The sequence below is a fragment of the Blautia sp. MSK.18.38 genome (genome assembly GCF_024460535.1).
In the GTDB taxonomy this organism is placed as follows: Bacteria; Bacillota; Clostridia; order Lachnospirales; family Lachnospiraceae; genus Blautia_A; species Blautia_A fusiformis.
Genome location: NZ_JANFYP010000023.1, coordinates 1 through 26,343 on the forward strand (window position 1 = coordinate 1; position 26,343 = coordinate 26,343).

General features: G+C 47.2%; 25 protein-coding genes. 3 read left to right on the forward strand and 22 right to left on the reverse strand.

Annotation, left to right across the window (positions count from 1 at the left end; all coding sequences use genetic code 11):
- Nucleotides 1–277: 277 nt before the first annotated feature.
- The 5 genes from yedF to NE638_RS13540 form a co-directional block, all read right to left on the reverse strand.
- Nucleotides 278–889, reverse strand: coding sequence for a sulfurtransferase-like selenium metabolism protein YedF (gene yedF / locus NE638_RS13520; protein ID WP_015524772.1), 612 nt, complete (start codon nt 887–889; stop codon nt 278–280).
- A gap of 84 nt (nt 890–973) precedes the next feature.
- Complete coding sequence (locus NE638_RS13525) at nt 974–1,165, reverse strand: hypothetical protein (protein ID WP_015524771.1); 192 nt, start codon at nt 1,163–1,165, stop codon at nt 974–976.
- 2 nt (nt 1,166–1,167) lie between these two features.
- Complete coding sequence (locus NE638_RS13530) at nt 1,168–1,812, reverse strand: GTP pyrophosphokinase (RefSeq protein ID WP_015524770.1); 645 nt, start codon at nt 1,810–1,812, stop codon at nt 1,168–1,170.
- 124 nt (nt 1,813–1,936) lie between these two features.
- The gene (locus NE638_RS13535) at nt 1,937–3,184 is read right to left on the reverse strand and encodes a DUF1015 domain-containing protein (protein WP_173746399.1); all 1,248 of its coding nucleotides are present in this window, start codon (nt 3,182–3,184) and stop codon (nt 1,937–1,939) included.
- 130 nt (nt 3,185–3,314) lie between these two features.
- The gene (locus NE638_RS13540) at nt 3,315–4,676 is read right to left on the reverse strand and encodes an MATE family efflux transporter (protein WP_173746401.1); all 1,362 of its coding nucleotides are present in this window, start codon (nt 4,674–4,676) and stop codon (nt 3,315–3,317) included.
- A gap of 386 nt (nt 4,677–5,062) precedes the next feature.
- Between NE638_RS13540 and NE638_RS13545 the strand changes: the two genes are divergently transcribed.
- Nucleotides 5,063–5,362 carry a BMC domain-containing protein gene (locus tag NE638_RS13545; protein WP_015524766.1) on the forward strand — a complete coding sequence of 100 codons (300 nt, stop codon included), beginning with the start codon at nt 5,063–5,065 and terminating at the stop codon, nt 5,360–5,362.
- Between the two features lie 16 nt (nt 5,363–5,378).
- Nucleotides 5,379–5,669, forward strand: a complete 291-nt coding sequence (locus tag NE638_RS13550; protein ID WP_118608796.1) for a BMC domain-containing protein — start codon at nt 5,379–5,381, stop codon at nt 5,667–5,669.
- A 561-nt stretch (nt 5,670–6,230) separates the two neighbouring features.
- Here the strand turns inward: NE638_RS13550 and NE638_RS13555 are convergent.
- The 14 genes from NE638_RS13555 to NE638_RS13620 form a co-directional block, all read right to left on the reverse strand.
- Nucleotides 6,231–6,923 (reverse strand): nucleotidyltransferase family protein, encoded by a 693-nt coding sequence (locus NE638_RS13555; RefSeq protein WP_202031306.1) that lies wholly within the window; start codon nt 6,921–6,923, stop codon nt 6,231–6,233.
- A gap of 78 nt (nt 6,924–7,001) precedes the next feature.
- Complete coding sequence (gene yqeC / locus NE638_RS13560; RefSeq protein ID WP_173746405.1) at nt 7,002–7,694, reverse strand: selenium cofactor biosynthesis protein YqeC; 693 nt, start codon at nt 7,692–7,694, stop codon at nt 7,002–7,004.
- A gap of 54 nt (nt 7,695–7,748) precedes the next feature.
- Nucleotides 7,749–8,612 (reverse strand): selenium-dependent molybdenum cofactor biosynthesis protein YqeB, encoded by an 864-nt coding sequence (yqeB, locus tag NE638_RS13565; RefSeq protein WP_330382996.1) that lies wholly within the window; start codon nt 8,610–8,612, stop codon nt 7,749–7,751.
- The gene (locus tag NE638_RS13570; RefSeq protein ID WP_110102201.1) at nt 8,581–9,399 is read right to left on the reverse strand and encodes a DUF975 family protein; all 819 of its coding nucleotides are present in this window, start codon (nt 9,397–9,399) and stop codon (nt 8,581–8,583) included. The genes yqeB and NE638_RS13570 overlap by 32 nt, the downstream gene beginning before the upstream one ends.
- Before the next feature lie 3 nt (nt 9,400–9,402).
- A complete protein-coding gene (locus NE638_RS13575; protein WP_147603031.1) occupies nt 9,403–10,002 on the reverse strand; it encodes a histidine phosphatase family protein in 600 nt (199 codons plus the stop codon).
- The gene (locus tag NE638_RS13580; RefSeq protein ID WP_161208472.1) at nt 9,995–10,375 is read right to left on the reverse strand and encodes a bifunctional adenosylcobinamide kinase/adenosylcobinamide-phosphate guanylyltransferase; all 381 of its coding nucleotides are present in this window, start codon (nt 10,373–10,375) and stop codon (nt 9,995–9,997) included. Before NE638_RS13580 ends, NE638_RS13575 begins: the two co-directional genes overlap by 8 nt.
- 27 nt (nt 10,376–10,402) lie before the next feature.
- Nucleotides 10,403–11,179, reverse strand: coding sequence for an adenosylcobinamide-GDP ribazoletransferase (gene cobS, locus NE638_RS13585; protein ID WP_118368371.1), 777 nt, complete (start codon nt 11,177–11,179; stop codon nt 10,403–10,405).
- A complete protein-coding gene (locus NE638_RS13590) occupies nt 11,176–11,703 on the reverse strand; it encodes a bifunctional adenosylcobinamide kinase/adenosylcobinamide-phosphate guanylyltransferase (RefSeq protein ID WP_173746407.1) in 528 nt (175 codons plus the stop codon). Before NE638_RS13590 ends, cobS begins: the two co-directional genes overlap by 4 nt.
- 1 nt (nt 11,704) lies before the next feature.
- Complete coding sequence (cobT, locus tag NE638_RS13595; RefSeq protein ID WP_173746423.1) at nt 11,705–12,757, reverse strand: nicotinate-nucleotide--dimethylbenzimidazole phosphoribosyltransferase; 1,053 nt, start codon at nt 12,755–12,757, stop codon at nt 11,705–11,707.
- Nucleotides 12,757–13,185, reverse strand: a complete 429-nt coding sequence (locus NE638_RS13600; protein WP_015524752.1) for a GtrA family protein — start codon at nt 13,183–13,185, stop codon at nt 12,757–12,759. The genes cobT and NE638_RS13600 overlap by 1 nt, the downstream gene beginning before the upstream one ends.
- Nucleotides 13,166–14,113, reverse strand: coding sequence for a glycosyltransferase family 2 protein (locus NE638_RS13605; RefSeq protein WP_173746409.1), 948 nt, complete (start codon nt 14,111–14,113; stop codon nt 13,166–13,168). Before NE638_RS13605 ends, NE638_RS13600 begins: the two co-directional genes overlap by 20 nt.
- The gene (locus NE638_RS13610) at nt 14,110–16,884 is read right to left on the reverse strand and encodes a YfhO family protein (RefSeq protein ID WP_173746411.1); all 2,775 of its coding nucleotides are present in this window, start codon (nt 16,882–16,884) and stop codon (nt 14,110–14,112) included. The genes NE638_RS13605 and NE638_RS13610 overlap by 4 nt, the downstream gene beginning before the upstream one ends.
- A 113-nt stretch (nt 16,885–16,997) precedes the next feature.
- Nucleotides 16,998–20,543 carry a pyruvate:ferredoxin (flavodoxin) oxidoreductase gene (nifJ, locus tag NE638_RS13615; RefSeq protein ID WP_092069003.1) on the reverse strand — a complete coding sequence of 1,182 codons (3,546 nt, stop codon included), beginning with the start codon at nt 20,541–20,543 and terminating at the stop codon, nt 16,998–17,000.
- Nucleotides 20,544–20,787: 244 nt separating this feature from the next.
- A complete protein-coding gene (locus NE638_RS13620; RefSeq protein ID WP_015524747.1) occupies nt 20,788–21,201 on the reverse strand; it encodes an RrF2 family transcriptional regulator in 414 nt (137 codons plus the stop codon).
- 341 nt (nt 21,202–21,542) lie between these two features.
- Between NE638_RS13620 and NE638_RS13625 the strand changes: the two genes are divergently transcribed.
- On the forward strand, nt 21,543–23,183 hold the full coding sequence (locus NE638_RS13625; protein ID WP_021650411.1) for an ABC-F family ATP-binding cassette domain-containing protein: 1,641 nt from the start codon (nt 21,543–21,545) through the stop codon (nt 23,181–23,183).
- 85 nt (nt 23,184–23,268) lie between these two features.
- Here NE638_RS13625 and ybaK read toward each other — a convergent pair whose 3' ends face one another.
- From ybaK to NE638_RS13640, 3 genes are read right to left on the reverse strand one after another with little or no spacing between them, the layout of a single operon-like run.
- On the reverse strand, nt 23,269–23,748 hold the full coding sequence (ybaK, locus tag NE638_RS13630; protein ID WP_022426473.1) for a Cys-tRNA(Pro) deacylase: 480 nt from the start codon (nt 23,746–23,748) through the stop codon (nt 23,269–23,271).
- Between the two features lie 23 nt (nt 23,749–23,771).
- Nucleotides 23,772–25,031 carry a DUF4203 domain-containing protein gene (locus NE638_RS13635; RefSeq protein ID WP_059085598.1) on the reverse strand — a complete coding sequence of 420 codons (1,260 nt, stop codon included), beginning with the start codon at nt 25,029–25,031 and terminating at the stop codon, nt 23,772–23,774.
- Nucleotides 25,032–25,080: 49 nt separating this feature from the next.
- Nucleotides 25,081–26,289: a transglutaminase domain-containing protein gene (locus tag NE638_RS13640; protein WP_021650408.1), complete on the reverse strand. Its 1,209-nt coding sequence runs from the start codon at nt 26,287–26,289 to the stop codon at nt 25,081–25,083.
- Nucleotides 26,290–26,343 lie beyond the last annotated feature (54 nt).

The window sequence follows — 26,343 nt, forward strand, 5'->3', positions numbered from 1 at the left end:
GTGAGAATCCGCATTATCTCGATGTGAGTATGTTTAATCACATTTTGAGTGGCAGCAGCAGCTTGATGTGGAATTGTAAGTTCGGAGCTAAGTCAGGCGGATATTCCCGATCCGCTTCGTTGCTTGCTCATAACCGGATATCAACCAGATACCAACTGGATGTCAGAAATGCCGCAGGCTTCAAAATGGCTCTGCGGCATTTCTGTATATTTCTATTTGTTTCTGTCTGCTTCTGTAAGTTTCTATATGCTTTTGTTGTTTCTATATGTTTTTCTGTTTACGGGCGGATCACTTTTCCTGCTTTTGTGAGCTTTTCCGCTATGGTATACATATTTGTTACGGTTCCCACTGCCGGTTCCTTCAGTCCGTAGAAGTTCACGCAGGTTCCGCAGGTCAGAATCTCGGTTCCCTGCTCCTGTAAGGTCTTAAGGTCTTCGATACATGGTGAATCCTGTGCAGTAAGTCTGGCTCCGCCATTATAAAACAGCATAACTGACGGCGGTGTCTCCAGCTGTGTCAGCGCATACACAAATCCCTTGATCAGGATCCCGCCAAGCTCCGGATCTCCATCTCCCATCTTATCGGAAGTGATGGCAACGGTATAATCTCCCTGCGGAACAGCCGGTGTGCAGACGATCTCAGGCTCTGCCTGGCTTCTTGCAGCAGGATCAGATTTTACTGTCATATTGATCTCGTAACCACCTTCTGTTTTTCTGGATACGAAACTGCATCCGGTACTTCCGGCAAGTCTGCTCAAATTGTTTACTGCTGTTTCGTTGTCTACCAGGATCAAGATCTCGTCTCCCTGCTCTGCCTTGTCAAGGATCTTCTTGGTCATTACAACCGGGATCGGACACTGTTTCCCCATTGCATCTACTGTGTGCTTCATACTCACTCCTCCTGTATTCTGTGATTTTTTATAATTGCTGTTTTATCATTATTGCTTTTTCGCTGTTTTCTTTTCTTTGATCTTTTATTTCTGCTCCAGCTCATGGGCCTGTTTGAAGATCTCACAGGCGCCTGTGTTTACACATCTTTCATGCGCGCAGTCCATAAAGGTCAGCTTCCTGCTGCTGTCCTCCTGCCGTGTATACTCACAGCAGACGGTTTCGCCCCCGTTCATGGTACGGCAGAAACCGGATATAAATTCCTCTTCGATCTCCATTCCTATCCCTCCGTCGGATTCTCAGTAATCTGGGCAGGTGTGATCTCCTCCAGCATTCCTGTTTCATTGTAGGCTTCAAACTGTTCCTCGATCTTTCCAAGGATATCTGCATACTGACAGAAGGCCTCCGCCAGCTCATCCCTGTGTTCCGGAAGCTTCTTGTAACAGACACGGTGCTCCATGCTTGCCCAGAGATCCATGGTCATCGTCCTCAGCTGGATCTCCACCGGAAAATACTCCATGGTATCCAGATAATACACCGGAACTGCAATGATCACGTGAAAGCTGCGGTATCCGTTAGGCTTGGGATTCTGTATGTAATCCTTTTCCCTGATAAAGATCAGCTCACTCTGCCGCTTCAGCGCATTTACAAGATTGTATATATCATCAATAAAGTAGCAGATCACACGGATCCCGGCGATATCCCGAAGATGATCCTTGGCGTTCTGCACACTGTCCGAATGTCCCAGCTTCTCCAGCTTCTTTTCGATGCTCTTCTTGGATTTGATCCGTTCCTGGATATTGTGGATTGGAGATACGGAAGACTTCTGATACAGGCTTCCGTTGAGCACCTCAAGCTTGGCGCGCATGATCTGACATGCGTTCTGATATGGCTGGATACAATCGTAATACTGTTCGTTTGTCATGAAAACCCCTCTTTCGCGTTTGCTCAGCATATACTTGTATCTTACCGGACAAATGTGAGCAATCTGTAGTGATTTCCTAAGATTTTCCTGACCATTTTATAAAAAATCCATAAAGCCTCCGGCATCAGTCTGAAAGCTTATGGATAAAAAGACCACTGCGGAGCTTCGGTTCAAACCAGGTGCTCTTTGGCGGCATAAGCTTACCCTCGTCTGCGATCGTCATCAGCTCCTCCATGGATGTAGGATACATGGCAAAGGCAGCTCCTCCTGTCTCATCTGCAGCTGCTGCCAGATCCTTCAGCCGGTGGTTTCCTCCCATAAAGCGGATCCTCTCATCGGTACGCGGGTCACTGATCCCCAGAACCGGACCCAGGACCTTATCCTGAAGAATAGATACATCCAGCTGACCTACGCTGTCTTTACCCGCATAGATATCCGGATATGCCTTCAGATGGAACCATTCTCCGTCTACATACAGCCCAAAGCAGTGTTTCTCCACCGGTTTACATGGAAAGCCCGGCATTGCCATCAGCTCAAAATTAAATTTCATGCTTCCGATAAAGGCTTTGGGTTCCATACCCTTGATATCCTTTACGATCCTGTGATACGGAAGGATGGTCAGCTGGTCATACGGAAATACCACTGACAGGAAAAAGTTAAATTCTTCTTTTCCGGTGTAGTCCGGATGCTCCGCTCTTCTCTTCTGTCCAACCTTTACTGCGGAGGCTGCTCTGTGGTGACCATCAGCAATATAGATAGAGGAGATTCCGCCAAAAAGACTATGTATAGTCCGGATCTTTTCTTCCTCATCTACGACCCATACACGATGTGTGATCTCGTCATCGGAAGTAAAATCATACACAGGAGCATGTGCATTTTTCCATTCTTCCATAAGAGTAAGAAGCTCTGCCGGATATCTGCACGCCAGAAAAATAGGGCCTGTGTTGGCATCACAGACATCCACATGACGGATGCGGTCCTGCTCCTTATCCTCTCTTGTAAGCTCATGCTTTTTGATCACACCATTCATGTAATCATCAATGGAGCTGACACCTACGATCCCGGTCTGGGATCTTCCCTTACGGATCAGTTCATACAGATAATAGTTCGGTTTCTCATCCTGGATCAGGATCCCTTCTTTCTGGAAACGATCCAGATTTTCCCTTGCCTTCTGATAAACCTTCGGATCATAAAGATTGGTTTCCGGATCCAGATCCATCTCTGCACGGTCTATATGTAGAAAAGATTCCGGATTTTTTTTCCCGATCTCTCGCGCTTCCTCTCTGCTGACTACGTCATAGGGAAGTGCAGCCACCTTTTCTGCTTTTTCTGAAGCAGGTCTTACTGCCCGAAATGCCTGAAATAAAGCCATTATGTTTTCCTCTCATTCCTGTCCGGCTATACGCCGGACTTTCTTAAGATTTCTGCTTAGTTTGCAGAAAAATCATCCTGTCCATTCTAACACATATCAAAATTTCCCGCAAACCTTTATCCGGCCCGTCTTATGCCTTACGTTTGTTCAGCTCCGGCAGTACCGTCGCCAGCATGGTGAAAAAGCATGCACAGCCGCCTACAAGGTTGGAAACCGGTTCCGCCCAGAACACGCCGTCTGTTCCCAGGCCATTCACAGAAGGCAGCAGGAGCGTCAGCGGTACTACGATCACTACCTTTCGGAGCAGAGAAAAAAAGGTGGCCTTTTTTGCCTTTCCCAGTGCCACGAACACGCTTTGTCCGGTAAACTGCAATGCCATAAAGCAGAAGCCGAAAAAGTAAATATGAAGGGCGGGAACTCCCTTTTCCAGAAGCCCGGGATCGCTGTTAAAGATCCGGATGAAAAATTCCGGAAGCAGCTTCAGGATTCCCCAGCCTGCCAGGGTATAGATCACACAGACAGCTGTAATAAATTTAATTGCTTTTTTGACTCTGTCGTATGCTTTTTCTCCATAATTGAAGCTCATGACCGGAGAAGCACCTGTAGTAAGCCCATGGACCGGCATGGTGAAAATGTCACGGACAGAATTTAAAACTGTCATGACACCAACGTAGATATCACCACCCCAGGTCTGGAGTGTGGCATTGCATACCACCTGCACAAGACTGTTTGTAAATGCCATAAAAAAACCGGACATACCCAGGCTTACGATACTGCCCACTCTTTTCCAGGAGATCCTCATGGCGCTTTTTTTCAGGTTCAGGATCGCCTTTTTTCCTGTAAGGAAGCGTAAGACCCAGATGGCGGAACAGAGCTGGGAAATGATAGTTGCCAAAGCCGCTCCCCGGACTCCCATGTGCATTCCAAAGATAAACAGGGGATCCAGAAGAATGTTCAGTACAGCACCGATCAGTATCGTGAGCATTCCTGTGTTTCCAAAGCCCTGGCTGTTGATAAACGGGTTCATTCCCAGAGTGATCATCACAAACAGGGTTCCCAGAAGATAGATCCTTATGTAGTCTGACGCATAGGAAAAGGTTACATCACTGGCGCCAAAGGCATATAGGATCGGTCTGTAAAAGATAAGGCCAATGGCTGTCAGGATCACTCCTGTGCCGATCAGCATCACAAAGGTGTTTCCCATGAGCATTTCTGCTTCTTCCCGGTTTCCTCTTCCCCGTTCCATGGAGCAAAGCGGTGCTCCTCCATTTCCAAAAAGATAGGTAAATGCGGTGATCAGGGTGATAATAGGAAAACACAGTCCCACTCCTGTCAGTGCAGTGGCTCCGATCTCAGGAATCCTTCCGATATAGATCCGGTCTACAATGTTGTAAAGGAGGTTCAGGATCTGTGCAATGATCATCGGCACAGCCACTTCCATAATGTTACGATAGACATTTCCTGTTGAAAAGTCTGTCTGATGTATCTGCATTTCTTTACACCTTCCTGCTTTTTTACTATTGTAAATAATACTATATCTGATATGCAAAGTAAATATTTCCCTGTAAGGCTGCTGTGGAAATATCAGACGTTACTGTTTGTTCACTGTAATATCCCGCAAACTGTTTTTTGTGAGCGAAGATCACAGAAAACCCGAGACATACCGCGCGAACTTATGCGATCAGCATAAATTCTGTACATCGCGAAGCATGTTGCTGAAAACGGAATGGACAGTAACTATCTGATTATCCGTGTATTTATTTCTTGCTATTTTTGTCTAAAAAAGTTATAATAAAGCCATAAAAACGGTAATGATTCCACGTAAAATCGGTCAAAAAACCACATCACTGGGAATCTGTTCCGCATGGAGGTATTTTTATGGATAATAATTATAAGGGCATGGCTGTAGGTGTTTTTGAGCTTGATAACCTGGTTGCCTGTTTTGTTGCTCTTGATGCTGCTTCCAAAGCAGCCAATGTCAGGATCCAAAGTGTTGAGCGTAACCGTCTGAAGAGTGGCGCCTGTGTCAAGATGCGTGGTTCTGTTTCTGACGTTAATGCAGCTATGGAGGTTGCGCTGGAGGCAGCCAAACCTCTTGGTAAGGTTGTTTCTCATACTGTGATCGCTTCTCCTTCTGAGGATACTGAGATTGCACTGAAGATGACGATCAATAAATAAAGGGGGCGACGGATTTATGAATTATGGTGCTTTTGGTTTAGTTGAGGTTGTTGGCAGCAGTAATGCGATCCTGGTGATCGACCAGATGCTGAAGACTTCTGATGTTTCTTTTCTTACCTGGCAGACAAAGTGTGGTGGACATGCCACTGTTTTTCTGACCGGTGATGTTTCTGCCGTTACAGCTGCCATTGACAGTGTAAAGGGAAACCCGCCTTGTGAGATCGTAGCTTCAGCAGTGATCTCCAATCCTTCCGGTGAGACGGTTCGTCTGGCTGAGGAAGAAGCGGCTAAGAATCATTTTATTTGAGATTTGTCTACCTTATAATTATAAATTATAACGAACGTACGCAGGGAACCGCCCTGGCGTAGCGGGAAGGGCTTCGTCGTCCGCTGACTTCTAAGGTGCTGCGGCTTCTGCTAAAACCATTCCAAAAAGTTCTGAACTCGCGTCAAGCCGCTCAAACAGCAGAACTTTTTGGAATAACGCAGAAACCACACCACCTAAGAATCAGCAGGACTCCTGCAGAGCATCCCGCCACGCCAGGGCGGTTCCCTGCTGGCTTTTGTATGCGTGAAATTGCCTCAGACACGGTGCTTTCGTCATTGATGCTCTGCTTCTACAAACTTCACACTTTCACTCTAGCCTATCTCCCCTTTCGCACGTCAGCCGGCGAGGTAGCGTCTGGTTTGGGCTGGCTCTGCAGGAGGGGTGCGCTTCTTAGGCGGTGGGAATCTGCGTTGCTGGAAAAAATCCAGCTGTTTGAGCGACGCAGGAGCGAGTTCTGGATTTTTTTCAGCGGTTTTAGCAGATTTCCAGCGCCTTAGAAGCCAGCCCCCGACGAAGCCCCAGCCCAAACCAGACGGTACCTCACCGGCGTCCGTCCGCAAAATCCACATCCACCAGCTCCCTTCCATCCTCAACCTTCATCACAGCCACATCCCCCCGATGTGCCACAACCACCCTCTTCCCCCCGACATCACCGGAAAGCTTCATCAGCTCCCCATAATACTTCTTCGAAAAAACACAGGGATTCCCGGTCTTCCCATCATGCTCCACACAGGCGATTCCTTTCCCATCTCTCAAAAACACATCCACCAGTCCAAAAACCGTCTCCCATCGCAACCACGGCTGATCTGCCACCGTAAACAAACAAGCATCCATCTCCCGGTTGACCCCAAGTCCGATCTTCAGTGAGGAAGATATCCCCTCATCCGGATGCAGATTATAAAGAAACCACGCGCCAAGCTTCTCTGCTTCCTGCGCGATCTCCTCATACTGTGTGACAACTGTGATCTCACACCTGTGCCCCTGTTCCTCCAGTGCTGCTTTCACTTTTTTCAGTTCCAGGAGAATATGCCTGTACATCGGCATTCCGTCTATCCCGTACAGCAACTTATTGCTTCCAAACCGCCGGCTGTTTCCTGCTGCCAGCATGATCAGTCCCAGTTTCATATCACCGCTCCACTTCCTTTCGATTCTAGTACAGCGAATATTAAGTAACCGCCATATTGACTTGCCTGATTTTTCATCTGCTGCGTTGTCGTCAATCGTCGTAGCCACCGCTACGCCTCATTCCTCCGCCTTGCAGATGAAGAAATCATCCTGCGTCAATATAGCAGAAACTTAATTTTCGCTGTACTAGCTGTTTACACTTCTCTGCAGGCTTCCGCAGATCACCATGATCCCAGACTCCTGACCTTGTGCCATAAGCTTCTCCGCCACACAAGGATCCTCCAGAGTATCTGCCTTGTTCAGATACGCAAGAAATCTTCGCCCGTCCACGCCTTTTTGCAATCCGTCTTCAGACCGGATGATCTTCCACACATCCATCCATGTCACAGGCTCATCTGTACGCTTTCCCAGAAATCCCGCCACATCATCCGGACGGTGTGCCGTATCACAGATCCTTTTGCCGATGCAGTCAAGACCGATCACTCCTACTACCACATCTGCAAAAGAAGGGATCACCGGCTCATGAACAGCCGGCACTTTAAGGGGTCGGCGCCTGGATCCGTCAGCTTCCACAAGAAGAAGATCACAAAAGCCGGGCAGCTTTTCCAGGATCTCCTTTTCGGGGCCGGAAATCTTTGGCTGCCCGGCCTTGTGATGAGCCGCGATGACGTATCCGTATTGTTCTATAAGCCGGCATGCTCCCGGAATGTCCTCTGCCTCCGCAAAAGGACATTCCGGTTCCCATGCCATATGCGTGGTTGTGGTCACGATCACACGTTTTCCCTGTCCGGAAAATATTTCTGCCAGTCCAAGGATCAGACTGGTCTTTCCGCCGCCTCCTGTGAATGCCACAGTAAGCGCTTTTTCATTTTTCTTCATGACACACTCCATTTATCTTCTAACTTCTTTCAGGGACACCAGACTCTGTATCGATCACAGATTCTCATTCCTCACAGCTTTCTCTGTTCCCGGAAGCACTCCGCAGGAAAGCAGCACCTCCAGAACTCCCCCTGCGATACACCTTGCCTTGTCTGAGATCGTAAAACAGTTTTTCTTCTGTTCTGCCCTTGGGTCGATGTCCGCGATCTTCATTCCCTCAAAAACAGGGTAACCGTCCCGGATCAGCCCCCGGATCACGCCGGAAATGGTAGCCTTCACCGGCGTATCACCTACCATGGCGATCACCTGGTCTTTTTCAACAAGATCTGCAATCTGACAGATGTTTTTCATGTTACCGGCTGCCGGTGAATGGATCACACGTTCCTTTCCGATCCCTGCGATCAGTCCCGGCACTCCGGTATTCGGCAGGGCACTGCCTTTTTTTATGATCCTTCCCAGGTTATGGCCGCGCATGGTCTCGATCACGTAATCCACATCCTCCCCTGCGGTAAAGCCCGGGCCAAGTCCCACAGTCAGTGGTGCCATATCCCTGCTGGTCCCAAGATTCTTTTTTGCAAGGATGGCATCGATCACTGCCTCTGGCTCCAGTTCGCGGATATGTTTTCCATGGGTATCTGTCAGAAGGGGGATCTCTCCCTGTGCCCAGCATTTCCTGCACTGGGTCCGGATATCGTTCTCCGTGATCCTCCTGCACACAACGCCTTCTACCTCTGCAGTTCCGTCATAAACAGCTTCACAGAAGGCCACATGACGGCGGATGGCACTTGGACGGTCACATTCCAGGATCAGGACCTGATAGCCACTCTGATGAAGCTTGTGGATCACTCCTGTGGCCAGATCTCCGCCACCTCTCACAAGGATCATTTTATCCGTATATGCCGCTGTTTTCATCTTCATACACCTGCTGTCCGTTTCCCGGCATTCCTGCCGCAAGAGTATCATAAAGCTCCGCATAGGTTGCATCCTTATACGGGGATACATAAAAGAGTCCCGCGATCCCGGCCGTAATTGCCGAAAGGACAGACCAGGGAATAAAGGAAAGATCCAGGATAAAGGTATCCATCTTCTGTCCGTTCATCATCTCACGGCTTTTTGCAAATACTTCCTTTGTGCTCATATCCGGATATTCCGCAAGAAGATAAGGAATCATCTTATATTCGTAGGATTTTACCACTCCGGGAATAATAAAAAGCAGCGTCCACAATACAAGATACAGGTCCCGTAAAAACATGGTTTTTACGATATTACCGTAATTCCCGGAACGAAATACACTGAGGAGCTTTCCGGGCCCGGGTACAGAATAAAGGTTCTCAATGTAAAAATCTCTTCCGCCTACCTCCAAAACATTTCCCACAAAGAAATGAAAAAGAATTCCGATCAGAGCCACAGCTACCACGGCACTGGCACTCAGAAGTGCAAAAAGCACTGCCAGTGGGGAGCGAAATACATGGCTGACATAAGAAGTAACACCATTGATATCCGTACCCAAACGATACGTTGTAACACCGTAGTCCGGACTTACCACATTTCCGGCACTGCCAGTGGCCGCACCGCTTCCGCCGGTTGCCATCACAATAGCCAGCACCAGACTTACCAGCACTGCTGACCAGTAATTTTTTTTGAATGCCTGTTTTCCACGCCATTTCAAGTCGCTGCGTTTCCAACTGATCTTCTGCTCATTCATAACTTAACCCTCCATATATGCTTCACGGACACAGAGCTCTCTCCGTCCCTTCTGCCACAGCGCAGGCTCCAGCTCTGCCAGATAACCGCCGCCGTTTTTTACATGCCATTCATAAAAAGCCCTGGGTCTGTCCGCATATTCTTCCATAATGTTCATGATCGTACCGCCATGTATCACAAGAGCCGCTGTCTTTATGTTGTTGCGGATACACTGTGTGACAGCCTTCTGAAATCCTGTAAGGCTCCGGTACTTAAACGCTTCTCGACTTTCTCCTCCCGGAAAAGGAAGCGTTCCATTGCTGTCGATCCACCTCTGATAATCCTGATTTCCGGAAAGCTCTTTATAATTTTTATTCTCAAACTCTCCAAAATCACACTCGGAAAGCTCTTCGATAATATGAAAGCTTTTTCCTGGAAAAAGGATCCCCGCAGTTTCCACACAACGGCAGAGCGGACTTACATAAAGGGCCTCCGGCATGGGATAGGTCAGCTTTTCCAGAAATTCCTTTCCCTCCGTGCTCAGCGGTTCATCCGTTGTTCCGATATAACGCTGAAGCTTATTTCCGGGTGTCTGTCCGTGTCGTATCAGATATAATCTAATCATCCTTCAGCACCGTCCCGATCCCGCATACCACTCTTGTGACCCTTCTGCTTTTTGCAGCCAGTGCAGTGCACACCCGGCCAACAGCTTCTCGGTACTGCCGTTCAAAAGCATCCGCCGGAACGATCCCGTAGCCTACCTCCTCACTGACAAGGATCACATCCGGATCCTGCTGTGCCAGCTTTTCTGCCAGGCCGGTGAGATCTTCTCCTGCCTTCAGAGCTTTTCTTATGTATTCCTGAAATCCCAGAACACCCGCTGCCTTCAGAAGCTCCTCTTCTGTGATCTCTCCTCCGAATTTCCAGTCCACATCCGGGAACTGTGCTTTTGCATAGTCAGCTTTTCCCTGATATGCACCTCCGATTATCATTTCCATAATATTTTTACCTCATCCAAATCTTCATTACAGATTAAACGTGCCACCAAAAGCAAGCACCAGTGCCATCACGACCTCGCAGATGCAAAGGAAAAATCCGGAAAGATCACCTGTGGTCCCTCCAAAATATTTCAAAGCCATATGGTGATACCACCAGAATACCAGAAGTGCGCTGACAGCTGCCAGAACACCCAGGACCGGATCTACCCATATCATCAGCGCTGCAAGGATCACAAACATCGTGATAAGAACATTTCGCACTGCGATCTCTGACGCATTTCTGGAAAATTCTGCCACAGTCCCGTCTGTCCTTGCCTTGGGAAATGTAATCACACCGATCCCGGAAAGACATCTGGACATCATAAAGCCCAGGCTCATGATACAGATCCCGTTATAATTTCCAAGGAGCTGATCCCAGGCTCCCAGCCAGAGGATAAAATATACACAGGCTGTGATAATGGCAAATGCACCTGCATGGGAATCCTTCAGGATCTCCAGCCTCCTTGTGCGTTCCTGCCAGGAGCTTAATGCATCTGACGTGTCCAGAAGCCCGTCTACATGAATGCCGCCGGTAACAAATACCGGGATCACAGTAAGGATCACAGCGAGAAAAAATGGCTCCAGAGCTGCATGCACTCCGAGGATCCCTCCTGCAAGCCAGGTCAGGATGCCGATGGCAGTACCCACAAAGGGAAAAAAGCACATCATATATTTTATGTTTTCCTTCTTCCAGTCCACCATGGGCATGGGGATCTTTGAAAACATGGCAAAGGCTGCCTTAAAACTGTTCCATAAGCTTTTCATGTTTCCTTTCCTCCTTTATGCCATACAGGGATCCCGTATACGACTTCCACAACCTCTTCTGCCATCTCTGCCAGCTTCTGGTTGATCTGTCCCAGTTCTTTTTTATACTGTTCTGATTCTTCCTCGTAGAGGATCCCGTCTGAAAAGATCTCGTTGGTGACGATCACCACATGCTTTGCCTGGGAAAGAAGATTTTTCACTCCTTCTGTGATCTTTTCTGCCACCTCCGGGTGGAAGCCGCCTTCCCGGAACATCTCATTTGCAACCAGATTGGACATGCACTCCAGAAGGACCACGCAGTCCTTCGGGATGAGCAGCTCATCCAGCTCTGTATATCTTTCAATTGTCTCGAAGCCTTTTCCTGCACGCATGTGCCGGTGTCTGCGGATGCGCCTGTAGCTTTCTTCGTCAAAAGCCTGCATGGTGGCGATATAGATCCTTCTGGCTTCGCCAAGGGAAAGTACGGTTTCTTCCGCAAAAGCAGATTTTCCGCTTCCGCTGCCTCCTGTTACAACAACCAGCATATTATTTCAGCTCCTCGTACTGTTCTACATTGATATCACCAAAGGTACTCATGGAATTATATACTGCACAGGACAGATCCATCATCGGAAACAGTGCCACAGCTCCGGTTCCCTCGCCCAGGCACATGCCGGCGTGGATGATCGCTTCCTTGCCAAGCTCCTTCAGGAGCAGCTGTGCTGCAGGCTCTTTGGATACATGAGACGCAATGATATGATCACTTACCTGCGGGCAGATCTTTACTGCGATCAGTGCAGATACGCAGGAAATAAATCCGTCCATGACAACCGGCATTCCAAGTGCTGCTCCTCCAATGAATACTCCTGCCATTCCTGCAATATCCAGTCCACCTACCTTTGCCAGGACGTCAATGGCATCTGAACGATCCGGATTATTCAGGGCGATCGCCTTTTTGATCGCATTGATCTTCCGGACAAGCCCTTCACTGGTCAATCCGGCACCACGTCCGGTCATATCTTCCACCGGTTTTCCGAGAAGCACAGCTGCTACCGCACTGCTGGTGGTGGTATTTCCGATGCCCATCTCGCCGGTTGCAAGAACCTGATAGCCTTTTTCCTTCAGCTCCTCTGCCATGGCAATTCCGGCTTCGATGCCACGGATCGCCTGACCTCTTGTCATTGCCGGCTCTCTGGTCATATTTCTGGTCCCATAGGCAACCTTAAGATCTGTACGGACCTTTGTATCTGTGACCATTCCCACATCTACAGGAAAAAGCTCTGCTCCACACTGACGGCACATCACACAGCAGGTAGTAGTCCCTTCCAGAAAATTCTCAGCCACAACAGCCGTCACTTCCTGTCCGGTCTGGGTCACCCCCTCTTCTACAACTCCGTTATCCGCACACATGGCAACCACTGCTTTTTTTTCCACACGTACCTCCGGTGTACCTGTGATACCGGCGATCTGTGTCAGCATATTCTCCAGCTCTCCCAGAGAATGCAGGGGCTTTGCAATACTGTCCCATCTCTTTCTCGCCCCCTCCATAGCCTTTTCATCCAGAGGGCGGACTTTCTTCACTGCCTCATCCAAAGTCATCATTTGCTACCTCCAATCCTTTTACCTGTGGTAAAAATAATAAATTTACTAAAGATATAATTCAACGCCAGCACGATAAATTGTGTGCAGAATTTTGCAAACATATCCCGGAATCCCAGGATCTCCGCCAGAAGCCATACGCCACCTACCTCAATGACCATGGTCACCAGACGGGCACTTATAAATTTCAGAAAGGGCCGTATATGATCCCTCCATGTTTCACAGCGGTCATGAAATACAAATCTGGAATTCACAACATAGGCAAACAGGATCGCCAGGATGATCGATATGATGTTGGCACTCATCAGTGGGATTCCCATTGCCCTCATGATATAAAAGCTTAACAGATTTACGAGAGTCGTACAACCACCCCAGAAAATATAACGGATCACATCATTTTCATAGAATTTAAGGATCCACTTTTTCATTGGTATCTCCTCCTCGTATGATCTTTGATACGATATATCTTGGACGACGTTTTACTTCCTCATAAATCCTGGCGATATAATATCCGATGATCCCAAGGCTCATCATCACAGCACTTCCAATAAAGAGCATCACGATCAGAAGTGTGGTATAGCCTTCCACCGCATGCCCGGAAAAATACCGGACCAGAGAATAGACCAGAAGGAGCAGGGAGCACCCAAGGCAGCCCACGGCACCGGCTGTTACAAACTGCAGCGGAAGTGTTGTAAATGCCACGATATTCCGAAACGCATAGCTGATCAGCGTTCCTGCAGACCATTTGGATTCTCCGGCCTCACGCTCCTGCACCTCAAAAGGTACGGAGATGCTTTTGAAGCCTATCCAGGATGATGCCGCCCGGAAAAACATGCTACGCTCAGGCATGGCGAGAACACTCTCCACCGCTTTCCTGTCCAGCAGCTTGAAGTCGGAAGCATTTTCCATATCAAAGCCGGTGGCACGGGACATGATTCGATAGAAAAATCCGGCACTTTTTCTGTGAAAAAGAGTTTCTTTTCCCCGGTTTTTCTTGATGCCCTCCACAACCTCGTAGCCCTGCTTCCAGAGCCGGTACATTTCCAAGAGGATTTCCGGCGGATGCTGCAGGTCACAGTCCATCACAGCCACCGCATCTCCGCATGCCTGTGCAAGGCCGGCCACAATTGCTGCTTCTTTTCCGAAATTTCTGGAAAAATGCACACCTGTCACATTTTTATCTTCTCCTGATACTTTTTCTATGGCTGCCCAGGTCCCGTCAGAGGAACCGTCATCTACCAGGACCAGTTCATAACGGATCCCGGCCTGCCCCAGGAGCTCTCTGAGAGTCCGGCAGGTTTTCTCCAGCATCGGTTCCTCGTTACAGGCAGGCAAAACTACCGATAATCGGCTCATTTCTCCTGTTTTCCCCTTTCTTTTTGTTTTCTCTGGCGCCGGTAAGATATTACGATCCCAGCAAACAGGATCAGGCCAAGCACCGTCAGTATCATTCCGGGCATAATATACGGTGTACAATATCTGAGTGCGATCGTATGCTTACCTTTTTTTAATTCCAGCCCCATATACATACTGTTTGCCTGCACAAGTTTTGTTTTTTCTCCATCTACATAGGCGGTAAAGCCTGCGCTGTATGGAATGGAAAATACCAGGATCTTATCGGAAGTGGTTGTGATATCTCCACGAATGCAATTTGTCTCCGTTTTGATATTCTGAAGACTTTCTTTTCCAAGCTCCTCTGTCTGTTCTTCAACAGAAGCCATGGGCTGACATACCACATACAGATCATCAAAGGTATATTCTCCCGGCATGGAGAATGTCAGTGTCATAGTTCCTGCAGAATAGTTTTTATATCCCATATTCAGAAGAAAATTATGTCTTCCGCTGTAGCCGTTGTATTTATCTGTAAAGATCCGGATAGTCTTGTCCACAGAGCCCAGCGAAACATCCACTGCTGATTCCTTGCTTTCTTTCCAGTAGCGCCAGTTATTGTCTTCATAACGCACGGTATTCTTCTCATATTCTGTCATGGAATCCCATTTTTTATCACTGACCACTGCACGTGGAGAATAGGCATTAAAATCCAGATTTTTTGCCACAAGATAAACCTCTGCCTCCGGCTCTCCCTGATATCCGATCTGTACGGTTGCTCCTTCTTTGGCCACAATGATCTTTCCGTCTTTGATCTTACAGCCTTTTCCTGCTTCCAGTGTAAAATCTGCTTTCTTATCGTCAAAGGTGAGGTCTGTCTCAGGAAGACTGCTGTCCTCAAGGACTGCCCCCTGCAGGAGCGCCTGCTGCTTTTCGGTCACAGAAAGCTTTTCATACTTTTCTCTGGGGATCCAGGAATCATAGGTATAACCAAGAGGAAGGGAATCCTCGTCTTCGTAGATCCTGTATTTTTTTGTGACTTCTGCTTCACTGTCATAGCCGTATGGCAGATACCCATATCCGCTTTTTTTGATGGCAAAATATTTCACCGAGGCAAGACGATCCAGGATACTCCGTCCGTCCAGGCTGCTGTAATGATAATCCCAGGGGGTATTCAGATACATCTCATCAAAGAAACGGCTGATATTTCCATTGGCCACACTGAAATAATAGGAAGTACTGTTGGTTCCCATATACATGGCAGTGTTTACATAAGAGCCCGTTTTGTACTGGTCATATCTGGTAACCGCTGAATCGTCCATTGACCGGATTGCTTTGTCCGGTCCGGACTGAAGCTTCTCCAGTGCCTGATCCTTTTCCTCAAATTCTGACAGATAATCTTTTTCGTAAGAATACTGGTATGAAACATTCAGAAGGATGCTTGTCACAAGCACGGCCACGATCATTCCACAGAGATATTTTCCCTGTGTAAATACGTTTCCGTAGGAAACCACTGTAAACACAGCCAGGACCAGCATCATCAGTGCCATGATATTGCGTTCCGTACGGGCGGATTCTGAAAACAGTGCCAGCACGCCATATATCAGCAGCATCACAAATATCCGTCGTTTTTCCCTGATGCCCAGCGTAAACAGTTCCGGATATGCCTGTACCAGGATATATGCGATCAGCATTCCATACGCCCAGATCCATCGGTTGGACACGTATGAAAATCCATTCAGTACATGACCTGCAAAGGGGATCAGCAAAAACAGATTCAGAAGCACAAATCCCAGCTTCAGTCCCGTATATTTTTTCTTTTTGGAAAAGATCACAAACACGCCTGCCATTGCGACTGCGGAATATCCAGCAACTCCCCACTGGATCATATTTTCGCCGATCAGACAGCCGAGATATTTTTCGTAGTAAATGCGGTCATATAACAGCGGCACATAATTCTGCGCCTGAAAGCGCTCTGTTCCAAACAGAGTCATGACCACAGGTAAAAAGATCAGTGCAGCGATCATAAGTGCGACCAGATAAAAGCCAGCAAATTTCAGGAACCACTGAAATACATCTTTTACTGAACGCTTGCGGAATATTCCAAAATACCGGAAAGCTGCATACAGCACCATAAAGATACTGATCATATAAAAGAAATAAAAATTAGACATTGCCGCTACAGCCGTCGCACAGATAAAAAGGTATGGCTTTTCTTTTTTGTAAATCTTTTCAATTCCCATAAGGACCAGCGGCAGATAGATCATGGGATTGGAAAAATATGGATGCTTCATAGACGCATAAATGGTCCATCCTGCAAAAATATAAACAAGGCTTCCAAGAAATGTGGCCTGTTTGGGATTCTTGCGGTAAAAGCAGTAAATGCTGAATGTGATACCCGCCAGATAAATGCGGAGAAAGATCAGAATCTCATATAAGATCTCTGTGTCTTTTTCCGGTACAAAAACGGACAGTAAGGTCAGCGGATCACCGATCGCATAATAATGAAGTGTTGTAAGGATATCGGAACCGTATCCGATATGCATATCCCACATAGGAAGGGAAAGCTTATGCTCCGTCACCAGCGTCTGCAGAACATTCCGCAGATATTTTCCATAATAGGCCAATGCATTGATGTGCTGCGGAACACCGTCATGACTCCAGATCAGGGATTTTCCATTGAAATAAAAACAACTGTAAATAAACAGCGAGATCGCCGCAAAAACAATCGTATACAGAATATAAAAATCTGCTTTTTTCTCTTTCCGGGATTTCTCCTTCGAAAAAATTCTCTTCATATATGTCTCTCCTGTATATGAAAAAAGGCCTGCGGTGCGCTAAACACCGCAGGCCTGTCACCTAATGCTTAATCAGCAAGCACACTGTATAAACAGTAACTATTGATCAATAATTAGTCTTCTTTCTTATCTGCTCCGTAAAGAGTGATAAGTTTCTGCAGATACTCATATCTAGCCTGAGCCTCAGACTCGTTCTTAGCAAACAGTCTTGCAGCTTTCTCAGGATTCTGACGCTGCAGAGAATTGTAACGAACCTCACCGTTCAGGAAGTCCATATAGTTCTCCATATCCGGTGTCTTGGAATCAAGGCTGAACTTGTTCTCAGCAGCCGGGTTGAATCTGAAGTTGTGCCAGTATCCGCACTTAACTGCCAGCTCTTCCTCTGTCTGAGCTTTGCTCATACCTTTCTTGATACCATGGTTGATACATGGAGCGTAAGCGATGATCAGGGATGGTCCCGGATATGCCTCTGCCTCTGCGATTGCTTTTACAGTCTGGTTGAAGTCAGCACCCATGGAAATCTGTGCTACATATACATAGCCATAGCTCATTGCGATAGATGCCATATCTTTCTTCTTAGTCTCTTTTCCGCCTGCTGCGAACTGAGCGATCGCACCTGTCGGTGTAGATTTGGAAGACTGTCCGCCTGTGTTGGAGTAAACCTCTGTATCGAATACCATAACGTTGATGTCACGTCCGCTTGCAAGAACGTGGTCAACACCACCGAATCCGATATCGTAAGCCCATCCGTCACCACCAAAGATCCACTGGGATTTCTTGGAGAGGAAGTCTTTCTGTGCAAGGATCTCGTTAGCCTTGTCACATCCGCAAGCCTCAAGAGCTGCAACGAGTTTCTCTGTAGCTGCACCATTTGTTGCGCCTACAGCATAAGTATCCAGCCATTCCTGACCAGCTGTCTTAACATCCTCGTTTGTTCCGTTAGCTACAAGGTCTTCGATCTTCTCTTTCAGACCGCCACGGATCGCACGCTGTGCAAGAAGCATACCATAACCGAACTCTGCGTTATCCTCGAACAGAGAGTTTGACCATGCAGGTCCCTGTCCCTTAGCGTTTGTTGTGTATGGTGTAGATGGTGAAGAGTTACCCCAGATAGAGGAACATCCTGTAGCATTTGCAATGTACATTCTGTCACCAAAGAGCTGTGTGATCAGCTTAGCGTATGGTGTCTCACCACAACCTGCACAAGCGCCGGAGAACTCAAGGAGCGGCTGTTTGAACTGGCTGCCTTTTACAGTTGTCTCTTTATATTTAGCGATAACGTCTTCCTTCTGAGGAAGTGTTACACCGTAATCGAAGAATTTCTGCTCTTCTGTGTTAGCTTCAAGCGGAGCCATCTCAAGAGCTTTGTTGCCTTTCTTTCCTGGGCAGACATTTGCGCAGGAACCACATCCTGTACAGTCAAGAGCGGATACAGTCATTGTGAATGTATAGTCTTTCATTCCTGTAAGTGGAAGTGTCTTGATTCCCTCTGGAGCGTTAGCTGTCTCATCTGCTGTCATAGCAACCGGACGGATTGCAGCATGCGGGCAGACGTATGCACAGCGGTTACACTGGATACAGTTGTCCGGAACCCATACAGGAACGTTAACTGCGATACCACGTTTCTCATATGCAGCTGTTCCGGATGGTGTTGTACCATCTACATAATCCTTGAATGCAGATACTGGGAGGCTGTTACCTTCCTGAGCATTGATCTTGCACTGGATGTTGTTTACGAAGTCCTGAGCTTCCTGAGCACCGTGGGATGCGTGAGACATGAAGAGTCCCTCGTCCTCAGCGTTCTTCCAGCTCTCCGGAACCTGAACCTCTACGATCTGTTTAGCACCGGCATCGATAGCTGCCCAGTTCTTCTTAACAACGTCATCACCTTTACGTCCGTAAGTAGCTTTAGCAGCAGCTTTCATAAGCTCGATAGCCTGCTCCTCAGGAATGATTCCTGTAAGTTTGAAAAATGCGGACTGAAGGATTGTGTTGATACGTGTTGGTCCCATGCCAGTCTCAATACCGATCTTAACACCATCGATGGTGTAGAATTTGATATTGTGGTTAGCGATGAAAGCTTTAACCTGTCCTGGAAGATGTTTCTCAAGTCCTTCCATATCCCAAGCACAGTTCAGAAGGAATGTACCTCCGTCAACAAGCTCCTGTACCATGTTATATTTGTTAACATAGGACGGATTATGACATGCAACGAAGTTTGCTTTGTGGATCAGGTATGTGGATTTGATCGGTTTCTTACCGAAACGAAGGTGAGACATTGTAACACCGCCGGACTTCTTGGAGTCATAATCGAAGTAAGCCTGAGCGTACATGTCTGTGTTATCACCGATGATCTTGATGGAGTTCTTGTTAGCACCTACAGTACCATCAGCTCCAAGTCCCCAGAACTTGCAGTTTGTTGTTCCCTCTGGTGTTGTAACAAGTGGTGCGCCTGTCTCAAGAGAAAGGTTTGTAACATCATCCACGATACCGATTGTGAATTTCTCTTTCTCAGTGTTCTCATATACTGCTACGATCTGTGCAGGTGTTGTATCTTTGGAACCAAGTCCATAACGTCCTGTAAAGATCTTAACATCGCTGAACTTGCTGTCGCGAAGAGCTGCAACAACATCAAGATACAGAGGCTCGCCAAGAGCTCCTGGCTCTTTTGTTCTGTCAAGAACAGAGATCTGCTTAACTGTATCCGGGATTGCATCGATAAGAGCCTGTGCACAGAATGGTCTGTAAAGACGAACTTTAACAACACCGACTTTCTTGCCAGCTGCCATAAGGTAATCGATGGTCTCCTCGATGGTATCGTTTACGGAACCCATAGCTACGATGATGTGCTCAGCGTCAGCAGCTCCGTAGTAGTTGAACAGTTTGTAGTCTGTTCCGATCTTCTCGTTAACTTTGTCCATGTACTCCTGAACAACTGCCGGAAGAGCGTCATAATATGGATTACATGCCTCTCTTGCCTGGAAGAAGATATCCGGGTTCTGAGCGGAACCTCTCTGACATGGATGGTTCGGGTTCAGAGCACGGTTACGGAACTCTGCGATTGCGTCCATATCTGCCATATCTTTCAGATCTTCATAATCCCATGTCTCGATCTTCTGGATCTCATGAGATGTACGGAATCCGTCGAAGAAGTTGATGAATGGAACTTTTCCTTTGATTGCTGCAAGATGAGCAACCGGTGTAAGGTCCATAACCTCCTGTACAGAAGACTCACAAAGCATTGCACATCCAGTCTGACGACAGGCCATAACGTCGGAATGGTCACCGAAAATACAAAGTGCGTGGGAAGCAAGTGCACGGGCAGATACGTTGATAACTCCCGGAAGCTGCTCACCGGCGATCTTGTAAAGGTTCGGGATCATAAGCAGAAGACCCTGGGAAGCTGTATAAGTTGTAGTCAGGGCACCTGCTGCCAGAGAACCGTGAACGGCACCTGCTGCACCTGCCTCAGACTGCATCTCTGTAACCTGTACTTCCTGTCCAAAGATGTTCTTTCTTCCCTGAGTTGCCCACTCGTCTGTAGCCTCAGCCATTACAGATGAAGGGGTAATCGGGTAAATAGCAGCTACATCAGAAAAAGCGTATGATGCATGAGCGGCTGCATGGTTACCATCCATGGTTTTCATCTTTCTTGCCATTGTTTTTTCCTCCTTAAAGGTTTGTTAAAAAATATATTATTTAGGCTTATGAAGGCCTAAAATTCCATTGGTTATTATATCATAGATTCCCAGTTATGTCCATTTTCTTTCATTGTTTTTTGTATATTATCCTGTACAAACGCCGTTATCTTTTTCACAAATAAAAAAGAGCTGTTCGGAATTTTTCCTCTCCAAACTGCTCTCCTTATCATCTCATACGCTTATCCCAACTCACATCCGGGAATCACTTCTCCTCTTTTCCGAAAAGATCCTTCATGGATTTCCGACGGAGCATTGTCCACAGCTGATCCTGGATCTCCTGAAGCTCATCATGTGCATGGCAGGGAACTCCGTCCTGTCCGTTCCTTGGACACTGATATGTGCCGTTCAGGCACTCAATGATGGACATATCCGGATCGATCGCACTGTATATCTCATATAATGACAGTTCTTCCGGATCTCTCTTCAGCGCGTAACCGCCATGAACTCCGCGGTATCCTTCCACGAGCCCTGCATTCTGAAGCTTCTTCAGTATCTTGTATGCAAAGGGTGCTGTGATCGATTCCCTCTCACAGATCTCGCTGACGCTCAAACGCGGCTCCCACATCAATGCGCGGATAACCCGCATCGCATAATCGCTTTCTCTGGTGATAAACATTTTTAACCTCTCTTCTGTTCAACTAAGCTGCTGATTTATGATAGTTTCCGCATTCCATCCGATCTGCCACGTTCCTGGGTGTTTCTGATGTGCCAGAGAGCCGGATATCCATATCCCCGGAATACTTCATTACCACATACGACAGTATAACCCATTTTTTTATATAATAAAAGGTTATTATTTTCCTGTGATTCATAGTAATCCCCTGTTTTTCCTTTATTTAGCCGAAAAAAGGAAAATACAGCTTGCAAATTTTTCAGTTTACGGTACAATAGGAAACGATTGTAATGCTTTCGTATGTAATTGAAACGATATTTATTTAATGAAAAAAGAGGTATGATATGATTTCAGCAAATAACATCACACTGCGCGTTGGAAAAAAAGCGCTGTTTGAAGACGTTAACATCAAATTTACAGAGGGTAACTGTTATGGATTGATCGGCGCCAACGGCGCAGGAAAATCTACATTCCTCAAAATCCTTTCCGGTCAGCTCGAGCCTACCAAGGGCGACATTGTGATCACCCCCGGTCAGAGACTTTCTTTCCTGCAGCAGGATCACTTCAAATATGATGCTTATCCGGTTCTGGATACTGTCATCATGGGTAATGAAAGACTCTATCAGATCATGAAAGAGAAAGAAGCCATTTACGCAAAGGAAGATTTCACAGACGAAGATGGCATCCGTGCCAGTGAGCTTGAGGGTGAGTTTGCAGAAATGAACGGATGGGAAGCAGAGTCCGATGCTGCTACTCTTCTCAACGGTCTCGGCGTCGACACCGAGTTCCACTATACACAGATGGCAGACCTTACCGGTAGTATGAAGGTCAAGGTTCTTCTTGCACAGGCTCTTTTCGGAAATCCTGATATCCTTCTTCTTGATGAGCCGACCAACCACCTGGATCTTCCTGCTATCGAATGGCTGGAGGAGTTCCTGATCAATTTTGACAATACAGTTATCGTAGTATCCCATGACCGTTATTTTCTGAACAAGGTCTGCACACATACTGCTGATATCGATTATGGCAAGATCCAGCTTTATGCCGGAAACTACGACTTCTGGTTTGAATCCAGCCAGCTTCTGATCAAGCAGATGAAAGAGGCCAACAAAAAGAAAGAGGAGAAGATCAAAGAGCTCCAGGAGTTCATCTCCCGTTTCAGCGCCAATGCTTCCAAATCCAAGCAGGCGACTTCCAGAAAGCGTGCCCTGGAAAAGATCCAGCTGGATGACATGCGTCCTTCCAGCCGTAAATATCCATACATCGACTTCCGCCCGAACCGTGAGATCGGAAACGAGGTCCTCATGGTGGAAAATCTGTCCAAGACCATTGATGGAGTAAAGGTTCTGGACAACATTTCCTTCACTCTTGGTCGTGAAGATAAGGTTGCCTTTGTGGGCGCCAACGAGCAGGCCATCACAACCTTCTTCAAGATCCTTACAGGTGAAATGGAGCCGGATGAAGGAAATTACAAATGGGGCGTTACCACTTCCCAGGCATATTTCCCGAAGGATAACACACAGGAATTCGATAACGACCTTACTATCACCGACTGGCTGACACAGTACTCCGAGATCAAGGACGCAACCTACGTCCGTGGATTCCTTGGCCGTATGCTTTTCCCTGGTGAGGATGGTGTAAAACGTGTCCGTGTTCTTTCCGGTGGTGAAAAAGTTCGCTGTCTTCTTTCCAAGATGATGATCTCCGGTGCCAATATCCTGATCCTGGATGAGCCAACCAACCATCTGGATATGGAGTCTATCACAGCACTGAACAACGGACTGATCAAATTCCCGGGAGTGATCCTTTTCACCTCACACGATCACCAGTTTGTACAGACAACTGCAAACCGCATCATGGAGATCCTTCCTAACGGCAAGCTGGTAGACAAGATCACCACTTACGACGAGTATCTTGCCAGCGACGAAATGGCCAAGAAGCGTCACGTATTCCAGGTTAACGAAGAGGACGCACAGGATAACTAAATCCCATGCTTCTGTAACAAAAAATCTCCCCTGCTTCCGCCTTTACAGGCAGTCAGGGGAGTTTTTTTATCTGTTTTATATGCGCTTACTCCATGGTGATCGGAGCAAGCTTGCCCTGTGTTACATCCAGAAGATCTTTAAGCGGTACCTTCAGGGTAAGGCCTACTCTTCCACCACTTACATAGATCTCATCAAAGTTTTCGGCAGACTGGTCAAACACCACCGGATAATTTTTTTTCATTCCAAGAGGGCTGCAGCCTCCGCGGATATAGCCCGTGATCTTTGTAAGATCCTTTACATGGATCATATCTACTGTTTTTTCGCCTACAGACTTTGCGGCTGCCTTACGGTCCACCTCTTTCTCGATCGGAACTACAAACACATAGTAGCCGCCGCTTTTCCCTTCCATGACCAGGGTCTTAAAGGACTGATCATGAGGGGCTCCTGTGATGTCTGCACAGTGGATCCCATCTATGAACTCTCCACAGTCATATGCGATTGCTTCATATTTTACTTTTTTTCGATCCAGCATTCTCATCGCGTTTGTTTTGGCTTCTTTTCCCATTTCTGTCACTCCTCGGATTTTTCTCAGTTGTCTTTCCACTCATCAAGCTCATCCAGATCCTCATCATTCATCAGATCCGGGTCATTCCTGTAATTTCCATATTCTTCCTGCTCATCAAAATCCGCCATATTTTCAATATCCATCCGGCGTCTTTTCTGCTGCAGTTTTTCAAAATCTTCATAGCTATCCCTGTTTTCCGACTCATCAAAACGATCATAGTCTTCATGATCCTCCGGATCTGCATAGCGGGATCTGCTTCCCGTTCCTGCATTCCTTCGTTCCCTGGTGCTGCTGCTCTGGCTGTATCTGCGGCCTCTTCTGTCATCCGAAGCATAATTTCTGTCGGAGGTTCTGTTTCTGCCGGAGGTTCCGGAAGTGCTTCTTCTTTCAGTGGAACTGCCTTTGCTGTTTCTTTCGCTTCCGGATCTTTTTCGGCTGTCTGCATAATTTCTTTCTCGTCTGTCAGAGTTGCGTCCTTCTCTGTCAGATGGTCTGCGGGAACGTCTTTCACCCCGGCTTTCCCGGTCATCGTTTGCCCGGTTTTCGTATGTATATCTGTGATCGTCCCTGTTACGGTCAGAGGTGTATTCACGACTGTTTCCTCTACGGTCCCTTCCTGCCGGCTTCCTGGTCTCCTCCGGCAGAGTTCCATCGTCGTCATCCTCTTCTTCGTCATCTTCCTCATCGTATCGGTCTTTGTTGATGGCGAACTGGATCAGCATACCAAGGATCGCAATTCCCGCTGCCATACCGACGCCATATGGAAACTGCGCCAGCCCTGCGATCTTTGCAATGGATAATCCTGCCAGAACACCACCCAGTATACTGGTTCCGACAATGATCACTCCTTTCGCATAACGCATAGCAAGTACTCCCAGTCCCACGCCGATAAGGATGCACAGGAAAAAAGAAAAAGAACTGGTCGGATGGACCAGATAGATACTCAATGTTATTCCGATACCAAATCCCAGTACAAAGATTCCTGCCCTGTAGATCAGAAACGAAACAACAGCCAGTACGATCCCCAGTCCCGCCATGGCACCTGCGATCACCATTTTATCCTGAACACCGGACATATAGGTTACACCAAAGCCGGCGCCTGCTCCGATGATAAATCCAAAGATCATCATCCAGAACCGGAGGATACGATATCCCAGGATACAGTTCAAAAGCCCGAAAACGCAGAGCACTCCATATACGATCACCATCAGCTGGCTGATCTGTTCCATACCTCCTGCTCTCTGCAGTATGTCAAATCCTCTTGACAACATATCCATATTCATAACTTACTCCTCTCTTTCCAAAACCTCCGGAAATCTTCCCGAAGATGTTTCAGAAAATAAAATATATGGTATAAAAATTATCCATCACTCCATAATGATACTCCACCTGACCAAGTCCGTGAAGTTTCATATAATACTGTGCCACATTCTGTACCACGCCATCATCCAGCAGTTCCTGACAGGCTTCGGAAAAAGCTTCCTGACTGCCAAACTTGAAACGCACTACAGCCGCACCATTATCCAGTCTCATCTTACAATAATCATATATGTCCTGCCAGCTGTAATCTTCAAAGTACCCCTGGTTCAGCACATAAAAATCCAGATCCTTCGCAGTACATGCCGGAACTGTCAGTTCTTCCGATGGTGTATAGGTTTTTTCATATTCTTCCGGGAAAGGGCAGAGATAATCGTAAATGATCGTCTTATGTTCTTCCAGCTGTGCAGCATCTCCATTTAAAAAATCCGGCTGATCCCCATTGGTAGCATCTACATAATAATACTCCTGGCCTATTTTTACAATATCCCATGCATGACCCTCTGTACTTCCTTTTGTGCTTCCGTCCACATAAATACAGGGAATATCCAGCCTTTCCAGAAGATACTGGACAGCTCCTGCATATCCGGCACAGACTGCAGATTTTTTCCAGAAAACACCTGCTATGCTCTGATCATCCTCCCCAGTCTGATACTGGGTATGGTCAATAACATACGTATAAACAATGCGTACCTTCTCGTAATCACCGGCATCCTCCGGGATCAGGGCTCTGACCTCCTGAAAGCTCTGCTCCATGGCCGTCTGTATCTCATCGATCTCGCTGTCTGTATAAGTATAGCCCGGAGTAAAAACGCAGTAATCACTGTCTGAATACGTAGTTTTGTAGATTTTTTCACGATTGTGGACCCAGAATATCTCCGGGTGGTCTTTCAATACTGCATGATAGCTTCTGTCAATACTGTCATCATCGGAGATCGTCAGATAAAACTCCTTTTCCCGGGCACGGATTCCTTTCAGCAGCTCCCGATATACTCTCTGCTCTTCTTCCGTAAGCTGTTTGAAATAATATTCCTGATGCCCTTCTTCGCTCTGGGCAACCTCCATCTGACGCAGTTCCTCTACTTCCTTTGGTTCGCCTGAAATAATGCTCTTTGCTATGGAGCGGATCTGACCCAGTGCCCCTGCCGAAGTGCTAAAGGGCTGAAGGATCACTGCAGCTGTAAGCACTGCGGCTGCCATGGGGCAGAAATTTCTTTTTTTCATAATATCATGTCCTATGTCTGAAGCAGCGATTGTAAGAAAGGGCAGCCTCCCGTG

Bases quoted from the DNA above. Each gene is read 5' to 3' on its own strand.
- yedF (WP_015524772.1), bottom strand. From the start codon at position 889: ATGAAGCACACAGTAGATGCAATGGGGAAACAGTGTCCGATCCCGGTT.
- NE638_RS13525 (WP_015524771.1), bottom strand. From the start codon at position 1,165: ATGGAGATCGAAGAGGAATTTATATCCGGTTTCTGCCGTACCATGAAC.
- NE638_RS13530 (WP_015524770.1), bottom strand. From the start codon at position 1,812: ATGACAAACGAACAGTATTACGATTGTATCCAGCCATATCAGAACGCA.
- NE638_RS13535 (WP_173746399.1), bottom strand. From the start codon at position 3,184: ATGGCTTTATTTCAGGCATTTCGGGCAGTAAGACCTGCTTCAGAAAAA.
- NE638_RS13540 (WP_173746401.1), bottom strand. From the start codon at position 4,676: ATGCAGATACATCAGACAGACTTTTCAACAGGAAATGTCTATCGTAAC.
- NE638_RS13545 (WP_015524766.1), top strand. From the start codon at position 5,063: ATGGATAATAATTATAAGGGCATGGCTGTAGGTGTTTTTGAGCTTGAT.
- NE638_RS13550 (WP_118608796.1), top strand. From the start codon at position 5,379: ATGAATTATGGTGCTTTTGGTTTAGTTGAGGTTGTTGGCAGCAGTAAT.
- yqeC (WP_173746405.1), bottom strand. From the start codon at position 7,694: ATGAAGAAAAATGAAAAAGCGCTTACTGTGGCATTCACAGGAGGCGGC.
- yqeB (WP_330382996.1), bottom strand. From the start codon at position 8,612: ATGAAGATGAAAACAGCGGCATATACGGATAAAATGATCCTTGTGAGA.
- NE638_RS13570 (WP_110102201.1), bottom strand. From the start codon at position 9,399: ATGAATGAGCAGAAGATCAGTTGGAAACGCAGCGACTTGAAATGGCGT.
- NE638_RS13575 (WP_147603031.1), bottom strand. From the start codon at position 10,002: ATGATTAGATTATATCTGATACGACACGGACAGACACCCGGAAATAAG.
- NE638_RS13580 (WP_161208472.1), bottom strand. From the start codon at position 10,375: ATGGAAATGATAATCGGAGGTGCATATCAGGGAAAAGCTGACTATGCA.
- cobS (WP_118368371.1), bottom strand. From the start codon at position 11,179: ATGAAAAGCTTATGGAACAGTTTTAAGGCAGCCTTTGCCATGTTTTCA.
- NE638_RS13590 (WP_173746407.1), bottom strand. From the start codon at position 11,703: ATGCTGGTTGTTGTAACAGGAGGCAGCGGAAGCGGAAAATCTGCTTTT.
- cobT (WP_173746423.1), bottom strand. From the start codon at position 12,757: ATGACTTTGGATGAGGCAGTGAAGAAAGTCCGCCCTCTGGATGAAAAG.
- NE638_RS13600 (WP_015524752.1), bottom strand. From the start codon at position 13,185: ATGAAAAAGTGGATCCTTAAATTCTATGAAAATGATGTGATCCGTTAT.
- NE638_RS13605 (WP_173746409.1), bottom strand. From the start codon at position 14,113: ATGAGCCGATTATCGGTAGTTTTGCCTGCCTGTAACGAGGAACCGATG.
- NE638_RS13610 (WP_173746411.1), bottom strand. From the start codon at position 16,884: ATGAAGAGAATTTTTTCGAAGGAGAAATCCCGGAAAGAGAAAAAAGCA.
- nifJ (WP_092069003.1), bottom strand. From the start codon at position 20,543: ATGGCAAGAAAGATGAAAACCATGGATGGTAACCATGCAGCCGCTCAT.
- NE638_RS13620 (WP_015524747.1), bottom strand. From the start codon at position 21,201: ATGTTTATCACCAGAGAAAGCGATTATGCGATGCGGGTTATCCGCGCA.
- NE638_RS13625 (WP_021650411.1), top strand. From the start codon at position 21,543: ATGATTTCAGCAAATAACATCACACTGCGCGTTGGAAAAAAAGCGCTG.
- ybaK (WP_022426473.1), bottom strand. From the start codon at position 23,748: ATGGGAAAAGAAGCCAAAACAAACGCGATGAGAATGCTGGATCGAAAA.
- NE638_RS13635 (WP_059085598.1), bottom strand. From the start codon at position 25,031: ATGAATATGGATATGTTGTCAAGAGGATTTGACATACTGCAGAGAGCA.
- NE638_RS13640 (WP_021650408.1), bottom strand. From the start codon at position 26,289: ATGAAAAAAAGAAATTTCTGCCCCATGGCAGCCGCAGTGCTTACAGCT.